This window comes from Actinomadura rugatobispora (genome assembly GCF_055379765.1).
Genome location: NZ_AP029191.1, coordinates 10,197,340 through 10,213,407, shown reverse-complemented (window position 1 = coordinate 10,213,407; position 16,068 = coordinate 10,197,340). Strand labels below are relative to the sequence as shown.

The 16,068-nt window shown below is 75.6% G+C and carries 4 protein-coding genes; 1 reads left to right on the top strand and 3 read right to left on the bottom strand.

Going from position 1 to position 16,068, the window contains the following annotated elements:
- Positions 1-7: 7 nt before the first annotated feature.
- The 3 genes from ACZ466_RS45735 to ACZ466_RS45725 form a co-directional block, all read right to left on the bottom strand.
- Positions 8-10,087 carry an SDR family NAD(P)-dependent oxidoreductase gene (locus tag ACZ466_RS45735; protein WP_378291390.1) on the bottom strand — a complete coding sequence of 3,360 codons (10,080 nt, stop codon included), beginning with the start codon at positions 10,085-10,087 and terminating at the stop codon, positions 8-10.
- Between the two features lie 31 nt (positions 10,088-10,118).
- Positions 10,119-13,367: a type I polyketide synthase gene (locus ACZ466_RS45730; RefSeq protein ID WP_464041956.1), complete on the bottom strand. Its 3,249-nt coding sequence runs from the start codon at positions 13,365-13,367 to the stop codon at positions 10,119-10,121.
- 118 nt (positions 13,368-13,485) lie between these two features.
- Positions 13,486-14,700, bottom strand: coding sequence for an FAD-dependent oxidoreductase (locus ACZ466_RS45725; RefSeq protein ID WP_378291386.1), 1,215 nt, complete (start codon positions 14,698-14,700; stop codon positions 13,486-13,488).
- Between the two features lie 219 nt (positions 14,701-14,919).
- Here ACZ466_RS45725 and ACZ466_RS45720 point away from each other — a divergent pair, with 219 nt between their 5' ends.
- On the top strand, positions 14,920-16,017 hold the full coding sequence (locus ACZ466_RS45720) for a DegT/DnrJ/EryC1/StrS family aminotransferase (protein ID WP_378291384.1): 1,098 nt from the start codon (positions 14,920-14,922) through the stop codon (positions 16,015-16,017).
- Positions 16,018-16,068 lie beyond the last annotated feature (51 nt).

The following is a 16,068-nucleotide window of genomic DNA, read 5'->3' as shown; positions in this document are numbered from 1 at the left end:
CCTTCCCTCAGGAGTCTGCGTCGTCGAGTTCGTCGCTCAGCGCGAGGCGGATCAGCTCGTCGGCCGCCATGGAGTCCAGGTCCTCGCCGCCGCCGTCGGCCCGCGCGGGCGCCGGGGCCGTCGCGGCCGGCCCCTCGGCGAGCCGGAGCAGCGGGGCGAGCAGGCCGGACTCGCGGAGCCGGGCGATCGGGATGTTCGCGAGGGCCTCCCGGGCGGTGGCGTCCGGATCGCCGGCGGGGGCCGCGGCGGTCCGGCCGTCGTCGAGCTTGCCGTGCAGGTGGCCGGCCAGCGCGGCCGGAGTCGGATGGTCGAACACCAGGGTGGGGGGCAGGCCGAGCCCGGTGGCGGTGACCAGGCGGTTGCGCAGCTCCACCGTCATCAGCGAGTCGAAGCCCAGCTCCCGGAACGGGCGCTCGGGGTCGATGGTGCCGCGGCGGTGGTCGGCGACCGTGGCGATGTGCGTGATCACCAGGTCCAGCAGTCGGTCGCGCAGTTCCTCCGAGGTGAGGCCGTCGAGGACCACCGTGGCGTCCGCGGCCGGGGTCCGCGGTCCGGCGGCGGCCCGCGTCGCGGTGCGCAGCAGGCGGCCGAGGACGGCCGGTGCGGACTCCTGCCCGCGCAGCCCGCCCAGGTCCAGCCGTGCGGGGACGAGGGCGGGCACGTCCGCGGTGTGGGCGATGTCGAAGAGTTCGAGGCCGTCCGCGGTGTCCAGCGGCGCCACGCCGATCCGGCGCATCCGGGCGAGGTCGGCCGAGCCGAGCGAGCCGGTCATCGCGCTGGCCTCCGCCCACATGCCCCAGGCGAGCGCGGTCGCGGGCAGGCCGCGGGCCCGCCGGTGCTGGGCGAGGGCGTCGAGGAAGGTGTTGGCGGCGGCGTAGTTGCCCTGCCCGGGGTTGCCGATGACGCCCGCCACCGCGGAGAACAGCGTGAACATCGACAGGTCCGTGCCGGCGGTCAGCTCGTGGAGGTTCCAGGCGGCGTCGATCTTGGGGCGCAGCACGGCCTCCAGCCGTGCCGGGGTGAGCGCGGCGACGACGCCGTCGTCGAGCAGGCCCGCCGCGTGCACGACCGCCGTGAGCGGACGCTCGGGCGGGATCGTCCCCAGCAGTCCGGCGAGCGCGTCCCGGTCGGCGACGTCGCAGGCGGCGACCGTCGCCTCCGCGCCGAGCGCGGCGAGTTCGGCGGCCGCCTCGCCGGCGCCCTCGGCCGCCGATCCGCGGCGGCTGACCAGCAGCAGGTGCCGGGCCCCGTGCCGCTCGACGAGGTGCCGGGCGATGAGGCGGCCGAGGGTGCCGGTGCCGCCGGTGATGAGCGCCGTCCCCTCCGGGTCGAACGGGACGGGACGCTCCCGGTCCCCGAGGTCGGGGAGCCGGGCCAGGCTGGGCGCGTGGGCCTGCCCGTCGCGGACGGCGACCTGCGGTGTGAGACCGGCCTCGGCGTCGGGGAGGAGCCGGGCGAGCAGCTCGTGGGACGCCGGCGCCGCGTCGAGGTCGATCACGCTGAACCGGCCGGGGTGCTCGGCCTGGACGACCCGGAGAAGCCCCCAGGCCGGCGCCTGGGACAGCCCGGTCACCCGGTCCTCCGGCAGCGCCCCGACCGCGTCGCGGGTGAGCACGACCAGATGCGCCCGGCCGAAGGTCTCGTCGGCGAGCCACTGCTGGATCAGCTCCAGCAGGGCCGCCGTCGTGTCCCGTCCCGCCGAGGCCGCGTCGGCGCCGGTGTCGGGGTCGGCGTCGGGGAGCCCCACAGGGACGACGACGATGCCGGGGACCTCGGCGCCGGAGCCGATCGTCTCCCGCAGGGCGGCGAGGTCCGCGTGCCGCGGGGCGTCCGGAAGGCCGTCGGCCTCGCCGAGCACCGCCACACCGGTCGCGGGCAGGTCGCGGTCCGGGTCCGGCGACGGCATCGGGTCCCAGTCCAGGTGGAACAGGGACTCGTGCCGGGGCGCGGTGAGCGAGGCGCGCAGATGCCGCTCGGAGATCGGCAGGATCGCCAGCGAGTCGACCGAGGCCACCAGGGCTCCGGACTCGTCGGCGACCGTCACCTCGGTCCCGCCGTCCTCCGCCGGCGCCATGCGCACCCGCAGGGCGCGCTGCCCCTCGGCGCGCAGGTCGACGTCACGCCAGGCGAAGGGGATGCGCGGCCTTCCCCCGTCGTCCTCGGGATCGGCCAGGAGACCGGTCAGCTCCTCCGGTATGCCGTCGGCGCCGAGGACGTGCAGGCAGGCGTCCATCAGCGCGGGATGCAGGCGGAAACCGGCCTGCTCGATCGGGTCCGCGAGCCGGACCTCGGCGAACAGCTCCGCGCCCCGGCGCCAGGCCGACCGTACCGACCGGAACGCGAGCCCCCACAGGTAGTGGGCGCGCTCGTCGTGGCGGGCGTAGAGCGACTCCCCGGATTCCAGCGCGACGGCGTCGCGCGGCGGCCACTCGACAAGGTCGGCGGGCACGGGCCGCGTGGCGTCCTCGCCCTCCGCGAGGAGGCCGTGGGCCAGCGCCACCCACGGCTGCCCGGACTCGGTCGAGCGGCAGCGCACCGTGACCGGCCGGACCCCGTCGTCGCCGGCGGGCGGCCCCACGCGGACCTGCAGCTCGAACACCTGGTTCTCGGTGAGGACGAGCGGCGACTCGTGGGTCAGCTCCGCGAGCCGGGCGCAGCCGATCTCCCGGCCCGCCCACGTCGCGGCCTCGACCCACGTGGTGCCGGGCACCACCAGGCTGCCGAGGACCAGGTGGTCGCGGACCCAGGGCTGCGACCGCAGGGAGATCCGGCCGAGGAAGAGCACCCCCGAGTCGTCGAGGTCGATCCGCGAGGTCAGCAGCGGGTGGTCCGCCCCGTCCCGTCCCGCGACGCCGTTCGCCGTTGCGGACGCGGACGGGGGCGCGAGCCAGAAGCGCTCGCGGTCGAACGCGTACGTGGGCAGGTCCAGGGTGCCGTCGCGGTGCCCGTCGTGGCAGGGCGCCCAGTCGACGGGCAGCCCGCGCACGTGCGCCTTCGCGAGCGCCGTGGTGAAGGCGGTCGCCTCGTGGCCGCCGCGCAGCAGCGGGACGAACTCGGCGCCGTCCAGCCCGGGGTGCTGCTTGGCCAGCGCGGTGAGCACCGGATCGGGCCCCAGTTCGAGGTAGGTGGTGGCGCCGAGCCCGCGCAGGGTCTCCAGGCCGTCGCTGAAGCGCACGGCGTGCCGGGCGTGCCGCACCCAGTAGTCCGGCGAGCCCAGTTCCTCGGCCGTGGCCGGTTCGCCGGTGAGGTTGGAGACGATCGGGATCGACGGCGCCGCGAAGGAGAGCCCCGACAGGACCCGGCGGAACTCCTCGCTCACGGCGTCGATGTGCGGCGAGTGGAAGGCGTGGCTGACCGCGAGGCGCTTGGTCCTGCGGCCGTCGCCCGCCCAGGTCGCGGCGATCTCCTCGACGGCGGCCCGGTCGCCGGAGACGACGACCGCGGTGGGCGCGTTCACGGCCGCGATCGACACCCGGTCGTCCAGGCCCTCCAGCGACGCGCGGACCTCCGCCTCCGTCGCCTCCACCGACAGCATGGCCCCGTCCGCGGTGATCGCCTGCATCAGCCGGGCCCGCGCGGTGACCAGCGTCGCGGCGTCGGCCTCCGACAGGACACCGGCGACGTGCGCGGCGGCGATCTCCCCCACCGAGTGCCCCAGGAGATGGCCGGGCACGATGCCGTGCCGCTCCAGCAGCCGGTAGAGCGCGACCTCGACGGCGAACAGCGCGGGCTGCGCGTACTCGGTGCGGTCGAGCAGTTCCCGGTCGGCGTCGTCCGGGCCGAACAGCACCCGGGCGAGCGGGACGCCCAGGTGCCGGTCGAGGTGCCGGCACACCGAGTCGAAGGCTTCGGCGTACACCGGGTTCGTCTCGTACAGCTCCCTGCCCATGCCGGGCCGCTGGCTGCCCTGCCCGGTGAACAGGAAGGCGGTCCCGCCGGAGGCGGGCGAGCCGAGGACCGTCCCGGGGGCCGGCTCGCCGGCGGCCAGCCGGTCGAGGGCTTCGAGCATCTCGTCGCGGTCGCGGCCGACCACAACGGCCCGCCGGTCGAAGGCGTGCCGTGCCGCGAGGGCATGTCCGACGTCCCGCGCGCTCACCGCGGGCCGCTCGCGCAGATGCGCCGCCAGCCGTCCCGCCTGGGCGCGGAGGGCCTTGTCGGTCTTGGCCGAGAGGGGCCACGGCACGTCCCCCGCCGGAGGTCCGGGGTCCGGCTCCGGGGCCGGCGACTCCGGTACGGCGGGGGCCTGTTCGACGATCACGTGGGCGTTGGTGCCGCTGATGCCGAAGGAGGACACGCCCGCGCGGTAGGGGCGGCCGGCGTCCGGCCACGGGATGTCCTCGGTGACCGGCGTGACGGCGCCGGCCGACCAGTCGACGTGCGGGCTGGGCTCGTCGACGTGCAGGGTTCGGGGGATCCGGCCGTGCCGCATCGCCATGACCATCTTGATGATCCCGGCGACCCCGGCCGCGGCCTGCGTGTGCCCGATGTTGGACTTGACCGACCCGAGCCACAGCGGGCGATCGCCGTCCCGGTCCTGGCCGTAGGTCGCCAGCAGCGCCTGCGCCTCGATCGGGTCGCCCAGCACGGTGCCCGTCCCGTGCGCCTCGACGGCGTCCACGTCCGCGGGGCGGAGGCCGGCCGAGGACAGAGCCTGGAGGATCACGCGCTCCTGCGACGGCCCGTTCGGCGCGGTCAGGCCGTTGCTGGCGCCGTCCTGGTTGGTCGCGCTGCCGCGGATGACGCCCAGCACGCGGTGGCCGTTGCGTTCGGCGTCGCTGAGCCGCTCCAGCAGCAGCAGCCCGGCGCCCTCGCCCCAGCCGGTGCCGTCGGCCGCCGCGGAGAACGGCTTGCAGCGGCCGTCGGGGGCCAGCCCGCGCTGCCGGCTGAACTCCAGGAACACTCCGGGGCTCGCCATGACGGTGACGCCTCCGGCCAGTGCGAGCCGGCACTCGCCGGACCTCAGCGCCTGCCCGGCCAGGTGCACGGCGGTCAGCGACGACGAGCACGCGGTGTCCACCGTGATCGCCGGTCCGCGCAGCCCGAAGGTGTAGGCGATCCGGCCGGAGGCGACGCTGCCGGCGTTGCCGGTCACGATGTAGCCGGCGGCCTCGTCGCGGGGGTTGCCGAGGCCGCCGCCGTACTCCTGCGACCAGGAGCCCACGAACACGCCGGTGTCGCTTTCGCGCAGCGCCGCCGGGGCGATCCCGGCCCGCTCGAACGCCTCCCAGGCCAGTTCGAGCATCAGCCGCTGCTGCGGGTCGATCGCGAGCGCCTCGCGGGGGCTGATGTCGAAGAAGGCCGGGTCGAACTCGGCGGCGTCGCGGAGGAACCCGCCGGTCCTGGCGTAGGAGGTGCCGGGGTGGTCGGGGTCCGGGTCGAACAGCGTGTCCAGGTCCCAGCCCCGGTCGGCGGGGAAGCCGGTGATGGCGTCGGCCCCCTCGGCGACCAGGCGCCACAGGTCCTCCGGGGTCCGGACGCCGCCGGGGTAGCGGCACGTCATGGCGACGACGGCGATGGGCTCGCCGTCGGCGGCCCGCTCCCGCGGCGCCGTGACGGCCGCCGCCCGCCGCCCGCCGGCGAGCTCCTCGCGGACGTGGTCGGCCACGGCCGCCGGGGTGGGGCGGTCGAAGGCCAGGGTGGTCGGCAGCGCCAGCCCGGTGGCCGCGATCAGCCGGTTGCGCAGTTCGACCGTCATCAGGGAGTCGAACCCGAGCGCGCGGAACGGGCGTCCGGGGTCGATGGCGGCGGGCTCGGCGCCGGTGACCGCCGCGGCGTGCGCGACGACCAGCCGCAGCGTGCGCTCACGCTGCTCGGTCTCGGAGAGCCCGGCCAGCCGCTCCCGCAGCCCGGACGCCGCGTCGCCGCCGGCGGCCGGGGCCGTGCCGCCGGCGAGCGCCTCCGCCGCCTCGGGGAGTTCGGCGAGCAGGGGCCTGGGGCGGGCGGCGGCGAACAGGGGCGCGAACCGCGCCCAGTCCACGTCCGCGACGACGACGCCCGACTCGTCCGCGGCCAGGATCCGGTGCAGCGCGCCGATCGCCGGTTCGGGCGCCATGGCGCCGATGCCCTGGCGGCGCAGCTGCTCGGCGAAGCCGTCCTCGTCGCCCATTCCGCCGCCCGCCCAGGCGCCCCAGGCCACCGCCGTGGCGGGGAGGCCGCGGCCGCGGCGGTGCTCGGCCAGCGCGTCCGCGAAGGCGTTGGCGGAGGCGTAGGCCGCCTGCCCCGCGCTGCCCCAGACGCCGGCGATCGAGGAGAACAGGACGAACGCGTCGAGGTCGTCGAGCTCGTCGTCGAACAGCTCGCTCAGGGCGGCCGCCGCGGCGGCCTTGGCGTTGACCGAGGCGAACTCGGTGACCGACATGTCCGCGATGGGGGTGCGCCGGTTGACGCCGGCGCAGTGCACGACCGTGTTGATCGGGCCGTGCCGGTCCCGGATCCGCTCCACGAGTCCGGCCAGGGCCGCGCCGTCGCCGAGGTCGCACGCGGCGATCGTGACGGCGACGCCGAGTTCGGTGAGCTCGGCCTCCAGCTCCGCCGCGCCGGGGGCCTGCGGGCCGCGCCTGCTGACCAGCACCAGATGCTCCGCGCCCGCCCCGGCCAGCCAGCGCGCGACGTGCGCGCCGAGCGCCCCGGTGCCGCCGGTGATCAGCGCCGTGCCGCGGGCGGACCATTCGGGTTCGCCGGGGGCCGCGGCGGACGGCGCGGGCAGCAGCCGCCGGACGAACGGCCCGGAGGGGCGCACGGCGATCTGGTCCTCGCCGTCCGGCGCGCCGAGCGCGGCGCAAAGGTGCCGGGCGAGGTCCTGGCCGTCCAGGTCGCCGAGGCCGGTGGGCAGGTCGACCAGACCGCCCCAGCGCCCCGGGTGCTCGAGCCCGACGACGCGGCCGAAGCCCCAGATCTGGGCCTGGCCGGGGTGCTCGACCCGTTCGGACCGGCCGATGCTCACCGCCCCCCGGGTCACCAGCCACAGCGGCGCCTCCACGCCGGCGTCTCCGAGTGCCTGGACCAGTGCCAGGGTGCTCGCCGATCCGACGGAGACGTGCGGCTCGTCCGGATGCGGACGCTCGTCGAGACCGAGCAGCGACAGGACCCCGCCGGCCTCGCCCTCGCCGACCTCGACGGACAGCCGCGCGGCCAGCGAGGAGCGGTCGTCGTCCTCGGCCACCGCCATTCGCCGGATGTCCAGGCCCCGCCCGGTCAGGGAAGCGGCGACGGCGTCCACCCAGGGGTCCTGCGCGTGCGAGGCCGGGACGGCCAGCAGCCAGGTGCCGGTGAGCGGGGCCGCGGCGGGAACCGGCAACGGCATCCACTCGACCCGGTACCGCTCAAGCCCCTCGGCGGCCTGCGCGGGGCCGCGCCCGCCGGTTTCGGCGCGCACCCAGTAGCGCGTCCGCTGGAAGGGGTAGGCGGGCAGGGCGACCCGCCGTCCCCGGTGGATCGTGCGCCAGCCGACGGGCACGCCGTGAACGTGCGCGCTCGCCAGGGCGGCGGCCAGTTCCCGTACGTCGTCGCGGTCGCGGCGCAGTGTCGCGATGGCACCGGGAGCACCGACCATCCCGGTCAGCGTGCCGTCCGGGCCGACCTCCAGGAACGCCTCCACGCCCTGTTCCACGAGGGTCTGGACGCCCTCGTGGAAGCGGACGGTGTCGCGCACGTGCCGCACCCAGTGGTCCGGGTCGCGCAGTTCCCCGGCGGAGGCGATCTTTCCCGTGCGGTTGGAGACGATGGGGATGCGGGGGGTGCCGAAGTCCAACCCGGCCACGACCGCCCGGAACTCCTCCAGCATCGGTTCCATGAGGGCGGAGTGGAAGGCGTGGCTCACCGTGAGCCTGCGCGTCCGGTGCCCCTGCTCGGCCACCGCGCGCGCGACCGCCAGGACCGCAGTCTCGTCGCCGGAGATCACCAGCGAGTCGGCGCCGTTGACGGCGGCGATGTCCACCGCGCCCGCGCCGTGGGCCTCCAGATGGGGCCGCAGGAGCTCCTCGGTGACGCCCACCGCGACCATCGCGCCGCCCTGCGGCAGCGCGTCCATCAGGCGGGCCCGGGCGGCGACCATGGCGGCGGCGTCGGGAAGGTCGAGGACGCCGGCCACGTGCGCCGCGGTGATCTCGCCGACCGAATGCCCCGCCAGGTAGTCCGGCTCGACGCCCCAGTGTTCGAGCAGCCGGTAGAGCGCGACCTCGAAGGCGAACAGCGCCGGCTGGGTCAGGCCCGTGCGGTCCAGCGACTCCCCGGTCCAGACGGTCTCGGCCAGCGAGCCGCCGACGAGGGGATCGAGATGCGCGCACGCCTCGTCGAAGGCCTTGGCGAAGACGGGATGGGCGTCGTAGAGCCCCCGGCCCATGCCCGGGTACTGGCTGCCCTGCCCGGCGAACAGCAGCGCCGTCCTGGCCGGGGCCTCGGCGCGGCCGCGGACGACGTTCGGCGCGGGCGTGCCCTGGGCGAGCGCGGCGAGCCCGCTCAGCAGCTCCGCGCGGGTCTCGCCGATGACGGCGGCGCGGTCGTCCAGTGCGGGACGGGCGGTGGCCAGCGTGTGCGCCACGTCCGCCAAGGGCACGTCCGGGTCGGCCGTGACGAACTCGGCCAGCCGCGCCGCCTGGTCCCGCAGAGCCTGCTCACCGCGCGCGGAGATCAGCCACGACGTGGGGCCCTCCGCGCCGCCGGCCTCCTCCTGCGGTTCCGCGGCGGCCGGCTCGGGGGCCTCCTCCAGGATGACGTGCGCGTTCGTCCCGCTGATGCCGAACGAGGACACGCCCGCGCGCCGGGGCCGCCCGTCGCCGGGCCAGGACCGCTGCTCGGCCAGCAGCGAGACCTCGCCGGACTCCCAGTCCACGTGCCGGGACGGCTCGCCCGCGTACAGCGTCCGGGGCAGGACGCCGTGCCGCATCGCCTCCACCATCTTGATCACGCCGGCGACCCCGGCGGCGGCCTGCGCGTGCCCGATGTTGGACTTGACCGAGCCCAGCCACAGCGGGCGGCCCGGCGGGCGGCTCTGCCCGTAGGTGGCCAGCAGCGCCTGCGCCTCGATCGGGTCGCCCAGAACGGTGCCCGTCCCGTGCGCCTCGACCGCGTCCACCTCGGCCGCCGTCACCCCGGCGTTCGCCAGCGCCTGCCGGATCACCCGCTGCTGCGCGGGCCCGTTCGGCGCGGTCAGGCCGCTGGAGGCGCCGTCGGAGTTCACCGCCGATCCCCGCACCACGGCCAGCACCGGGTGCCCGTGGCGCCGCGCGTCCGCCAGCCGCTCGACCAGCAGCAGCCCGACGCCCTCGCCCAGCCCGGTGCCGTTGGCCTCCGCGGAGAACGCCTTGCACCGGCCGTCGGGGGACAGACCGCGCTGCCGGGAGAACTCCACCAGCAGGCCCGGCTCGGACATCACCGTCGCGCCGCCGACGACGGCGAGCCCGCACTCCCCGCCGCGCAGCGCCCGCACCGCCAGGTGCAGCGCGGTCAGCGACGACGAGCACGCGGTGTCCACCGACACCGCGGGGCCCTCGAAGCCGAAGGTGTAGGCCAGCCGCCCCGAGGCGACCGCGGGAAGGGTGCCGGTCAGCACGTGGCCCTCGACCGACTCGGCCCCGTCGTGCATCCGCGGGCCGTAGTCCTGGGCCATCATCCCGACGTACACCCCGGTGTCGCTGCCCCGCAGCCCCTGCGGGTCGACACCGGCGTCCTCGAACGCCTCCCAGGCGACCTCGAGCAGCAGGCGCTGCTGGGGGTCCATCGCCAGCGCCTCGCGGGGGGCGATCCCGAAGAACGCCGCGTCGAAGTACTCGGCGTCGGACAGGAAGCCGCCCTCGCGGGCTGTCACCGTCCCGTGCCCGTCGGGGTCGGGGTCGTACAGGCCCGCGTCCCAGCCGCGCCGCCGCGGATACCCGCCGATCGCGTCGCCGCCCGAGTCCACCAGCCGCCACAGATCCCGCGGTGACCGGATGTTCCCGGGGAAGCGGCAGGCCATGCCGATGATGGCCACCGGTTCGCTCGCCCGTTCCTCCAGGTCGCGCACGCGCTGCCTGGCGCGCCGGAGGTCGGCGGTCACCCACCTGAGGTTCTCCAGGAGCTCCTGCTCGTTGCCCATCCGATCCTCGCTCACTCGGTGGTCGTCCCGGTCGGCCGCGGCGGCATCAGGGCCCGCCGAACTCGGTCTTGATGATCGTGAGAAGCTCGTCCGCGGTGGACGACTCGAGGTCCCCGCCGGGACCGCCGGTCCCGTTCCCGGGCCCGGAGTCCCAGCGGGACAGCAGTGCGCGCAGCCGGCCGGCGATCGCCGCCCGCTCGTCGTCGGTGGTGACCGCCGTCGACAGCGCCGCCTCCCAGCGGTCGAGCTCGTCCACCAGGCCGGCGGCCGTCGGGGCGGAGTCCGGCACCAGGGCGGTCCGCAGATACTCGGCCAGGGCGGCCGGCCTCGGGTGGTCGTAGATCAGGGTGCTGGGCAGCCGCAGCCCGGTCGCGCGGACGAGCCGGCGGCGCAGCTCGACCCCGGAGAGCGAGTCGAACCCCAGTTCCTTGAAGGACAGGCCGGCGGCCACCTCCGACGCCGACTCGTGGCCGAGCACGATCGCGGCCTGCCGCCGCACGGTGTCCAGCACGACCGTCTCGCGTTCGGCCTCGGACAGGCCGCGGAGCCGGTCCGCGAGCGTCGTGGTCTGCGGCTCGTCGGGCTCTTCCTCCGCGCCCGCGCCCTCCGGTTGCGGCACGCTCGGGGCACCGGTTCCGGGCGCCTCCGGAGCAGGCCAGTACCGGCGGCGCTGGAAGGCGTAGGTGGGCAGCCCGACGCGCCGGGCGCCGCTGCCCGCGAACACCCCGTCCCAGTCCACCGCCGCGCCCCCGGCCCACGCCTGCGCCAGGGAGGCGAGGAAGCGCCGCGCCCCGCCGTCGCCGCGGCGCAGCGACCCCACCGCCAGGACCTCGCGACCGGCGTCCTCGGCGATGTCGTTCACCCCGGAGACCAGCACCGGATGCGGGCTGACCTCGATGAAGACATCGTGACCGCCGCGGACCAGATCCCGCGTGGCGGCGTCGAAGCGGACGGTCTCGCGCAGGTTGGACAGCCAGTACCCGGTGTCGAGGGCGGCGGTGTCCAGCCGCTCCCCGGTGACCGTGGAGTGGAACGCGAGCTCGCCGGAGGTGGCGGACAGCGGCCCCAGCGCGTCGATGAGCTCTTCGCCGATCCGCTCGACATGGGCGGAGTGGGAGGCGTAGTCCACCGCGATCGACCGGTTCCAGACCCCTTCGCCGTCGCAGGTCTTCCCGAACTCGGCCACGGCCTCCGGGTCGCCCGAGACCACGACGGCCCTGGGGCCGTTGACCGCGGCCACCGACAACCGGTCCGGCCAGTGTTCGATCCGTGCCGCGGCCTCGCCCGCGGGCAGCGCGACCGACATCATCGCGCCGGTCCCCGCCAGGCGCTCGCCGACCAGGCGGCTGCGCAGGGCGACGATCCGCGCGGCGTCCTCCAGGGACAGGGCACCGGCCACGCACGCGGCGGCGATCTCCCCCTGGGAGTGCCCCACGACCGCGTCCGGCTCGACCCCGTGAGAGCGCCACAGGCCCGCCAGCGCGACCATCACGGCGAACAGCGCGGGCTGGACGACGTCGACCCGCTCCAGCGACGGCGCGCCCGGGTCGCCGCGCAGCACCTCGGTCAGTTTCCATTCCACGAACGGCGCCAGGGCGCTCTCGCAGTCGGCGATCAGCCCGGCGAAGACCGGGGACCACGCGAGGAGCTCGTCGGCCATCCCCGGCCACTGCGAGCCCTGCCCCGGGAAGACGAAGACCGTGCGGCCCCGGGTCGCGGCCTCGGACTCCACCACCTCGGCGGACGGGTCGCCCTCGGCCAGCGAGGCCAGCGCCGCGAGGAGCCCGTCGCGGTCGGCGCCGACGACGGCCGCGCGATGGGACAGCCCGGCCCGCGTCGTCGCCAGCGACAGGCCCACGTCCGCCGGGTCCAGCTCGGGGCGGTCCTGGACGAAGGACACCAGCCGGGCCGCCTGTGCCCGCAGCCCCTCGGCCCCCTGTCCGGACACCACCCAGGGGACGGCGTCCATGGGCGTGCGGACCGGCTCGTCCGCCGCCTCGGACGGCACGTCGCGGGAGAGCACGACATGGCAGTTCGTTCCCCCGACACCGAACGAGCTCACCCCGGCGAGGCGCGTGCCCTGCCCCGGCCAGGGCTCGGTCGCGGTCGGCACCCGCAGGTTCAGCGACTCCAGCGGGATGTCGGGGTTGGGTGACTCGAAGTTGAGGCTCGCCGGCAGCTCGCCGTGCCACAGGCTCAGCACCACCTTGAGCAGCCCGGCGATCCCCGCGGCCCCTTCGAGATGGCCGACGTTCGTCTTGACCGAGCCGACCGGCAGCGGGCGGCCGGAGGGCCGGGCCGCGCCCGGCACCGCGCCGAGCGCCGCCGCCTCCACCGGGTCGCCGCGCCGGGTGCCGGTGCCGTGCAGCTCGACGTACTGCACCTCGCCCGGGGCGACGCCGGCCCGCCGGTACGCCTCGCGCAGCACCTCTTCCTGGGCCGCGACGTCGGGCGCCGTCAGGCCGGGGCCGCCGCCGTCGTTGTTGACCGCGCCGCCGCGGATCACGCAGCGGATCTCGTCGCCGTCGGCGGTCGCGTCCGAGAGCCGCTTCAATACGACCAGCCCGCCGCCCTCGCCGCGGACGAAGCCGTTCGCCCTGGCGTCGAACACGAAGCAGCGGCCGTCCGGCGAGAGGCCGCCGAACTTGGCGGCGCCGACCGTGCTGTCCGGCGCCAGCGTGAGGTTGACGCCTCCGGCCAGCGCGAGGGACGACTCGCCCCTGCGCAGGCTCTCGGCGGCCATGTGCACCGCCACCAGCGACGACGACTGGCCCGTGTCCACCACCAGGCTCGGCCCGGTCAGGCCGAGCACGTAGGAGAGCCGGTTGGCGATGATCCCGCGGTGCAGCCCGGTCATCGTGTGGCGGGTGATGGCGGCCGGGCCGCGCCGGTGAAGCAGGGTCGCGTAGTCGTCCCAGATGGCGCCCACGAAGACCCCGGCACGGCTCCCGGTCAGCGTGTCCGGCGCCAGCCGCGCGTCCTCCAGCGCCTCCCAGCCCAGCTCCAGCACGAGCCGCTGCTGGGGGTCCATCGCGACCGCCTCGCGCGGCGACACCCCGAAGAAGCCGGCGTCGAAGCCGGCCACCCCGTCGATGAAGCCGCCCCAGCGGGTGTTGGCCTTCCCGGGCGCCGCCGGGTCGGGGTCGTAGAACGCGCCGGCGTCCCAGCGGTCGGCCGGCACCTCGGTGACCGCGTGCTCGGCGGTTCGCAGCAGCCGCCACAGCTCCGCCGGGCCGGCCGCACCGGGAAGGCGCGCGGACAGACCGATGACGGCAATGGGCTCGTCCCCTTCCACAGAATCCGGACCCGGCCGCCGAGCACGTTCCCGTCCATTGCCGAACATGGCCACTCGCGAAACCCCCACCTTCTCAGGTCAATTCAGAGATCGGGCAAGTGAATGAGGCGCGCGCCCTTCAGGCCGCGATTCGCGGCGCCGAAATCGGCTCGTCCCACCTCTCGCGGTGGTCGTACACCCAGCTCAGGGAGGCCGTCTCGTTGAGCGTGACGCGCTTGAAGAACAGCGGCAGGACCAGGTCCCGCATGCGGCGGCGGAACTGGCTGGAGACGATCATCAGGTCGCCCGCCCGCTTGCCGAAGGCGACCATCTTCTCCACCCGCGGCCGGCGCAGGCTCACGAAGCGGCCCAGCGCCTCCTCGACGTCGGGGATGTCGCGCAGGCACTTGCCGAGCACGACCGAGTCCTCGATCGCCATCGACGCGCCCTGGCCGGCGGCCGGCGACACCGCGTGCGCGGCGTCGCCCATGATCACCATCCGCCGGTCCTGCCACGCGGGCACCGTCGGCAGGTCCTGGATCGGCCAGGGCGCCCAGATGTCCTCGGTGGCCGCGATGATGTCCCGCGCCGCCGTCTTGTCCTGGGAGAACAGCTCCAGGAGCCGGCCCCGCCACTCGTCCGGGCCGATGGCCGCGAGCTCCTCCCGCGTCGGCTCCTCCGGCCAGTGCGGCGCCGCGTACCACCAGATCTGCCCGTCGGCGTCGTGCACGTAGGAGAAGAAGCAGCGCTTGCCGAGCAGCATGTACTCGGTGCCCGGCTCGCCCGGCGCCGAGACTCCGTCGGCGTAGCCGCCGGTGTTGACCAGCCGGCCGAAGCGCGGCCGCGGCGCCTCCGGGTCGATGATCTTCCGGACGGTCGAGTGCAGGCCGTCGGCGCCGATGAGCAGGTCGCCGTCCACCTTCCGGCCGTTCTCGAAGTGCCCGACCACCCCGTTCGGGGTGTGCTCCGCGTCGACCAGGCGCATGCCGAACTCGAACGGGATGCCGCGGCGGATCGCCTCGTCGCGCAGGGCCACGTACAGGTCCGCGCGGCGGACGGCGCGGCTCACGATCCCGTTGGGGCCGGCCTTGCCGTTGGGGACCAGGGACAGGCTCCGGCCGTTGCCCATGAAGTAGCGGTTCCGGGGGATGTCGAACCCCTTGTCCAGCGCCGTGGAGATCCCGAGCTCGTGCAGGGCGGTGTGCCCGTTCACGGCGAGGACCAGGTTGGTGCCGACCCCCTCGGCGCCCCTGTCGTAGGCCTCGAAGACGACGGGGTCGTAGCCGGCCTTCTGCAGCGCCATGGCGCTCGCCGGCCCGGCGACTCCCCCGCCGATGATCAACGCGGTGGTCATGCGCTCTCCTGTCGAAAGGTCGTCATGCGCCGGCAGGCAGCGTTTTTCCGCACCGGGGCCTGCCAGGGAACGGTTGGTCGAGCATAAGCGCGGGACAACCCGCTCCCCCAAGAGGGGAAAAACGAAATTGCGGGTGTTAGGGGGCGTCTAGGGGTAGGGGCCGGCGGCCGGCTCGGCATAGTTTCAGAATCGGCAGGAGTCCATTCACGAAGGGGCCCCATGAACGTCCCATTCCTCGATCTGCGGGCGCCGTACGCCGAGCTGCGGACCGAGATCGACCAGGCCGTCCAGCGGGTGCTGGGCTCGGGCCGGTACCTCTTCGGACCCGAGCTCGAGGCGTTCGAGGACGAGTTCGCCGCCTACTGCGACGCCGCGCACTGCGTCGCGGTGGGCAACGGAGGCGTCGCGCTGGAGCTGGTGTTCCGGGCGCTGGACATCGGCCCCGGGGACGAGGTGATCGTGCCCTCGCACACGTTCTTCGCGACCTGGGCGGCGGTCTCCGCGGTCGGCGCCCGCCCCGTCCCGGTGGAACCGGAGGAGGGCACCCGCAACCTCGACCCGGCCCGGATCGAGGCGGCCGTCACCCCCAGGACGCGGGCGATCGTCCCGGTGCACCTCTACGGGCAGCCCGCCGACCTGGAACCGATCGGCAAGATCGCCGAACGGCACGGACTCGCCGTGGTCGAGGACGCGGCCCAGGCGCACGGCGCGCGCTACCGCGGGCGCCGGATCGGCGCCGGTTCGCTCGCCGCCACGTTCTCCTTCTACCCGGGCAAGAACCTGGGCGCCCTGGGCGACGGCGGCGCGGTCGTGACGCGGGACGCGGCCCTCGCCGAGCAGCTGCGGCTGCGGCGCAACTACGGGTCCCGCGTGAAGTACCACCACGAGGTCCAGGCGGGCAACACCCGCCTGGACGAGCTGCAGGCGGCCGTGCTCCGGGTCAAGCTGCGGCGGCTGGACGAATGGAACGCCCGCAGGTCCGCGGTCGCCGGGCGCTACCTCCGGGAGCTCGCGGACGTGGACGGCCTCGAACTGCCCGCGGTGGCACCGTGGGCGGATCCGGTCTGGCATCTGTTCGTGGTGCGCTCGGAGTTCCGGGACGAGTTGCAGGAGCGGCTGGCCGGCGCGGGCGTCGGAACCCTGATCCACTACCCGGTGCCCGTCCACCTGTCGCCCGCGTACGCGTCCCCCGACCGGCCCGCCGGGTCGCTGCCGCTGGCCGAACGCCTCGCCGCGGAGGTGCTCAGCCTCCCGATCGGACCCCATCTGTCCGGCCGGGAGGTAGACGCCGTCGTGGCGGCGGTGCGCGGCGCCTGAGCACGCGGGCCCGGGGCGCGCCGCGCACGAGCGCGCCCCGGGCACGGGCGG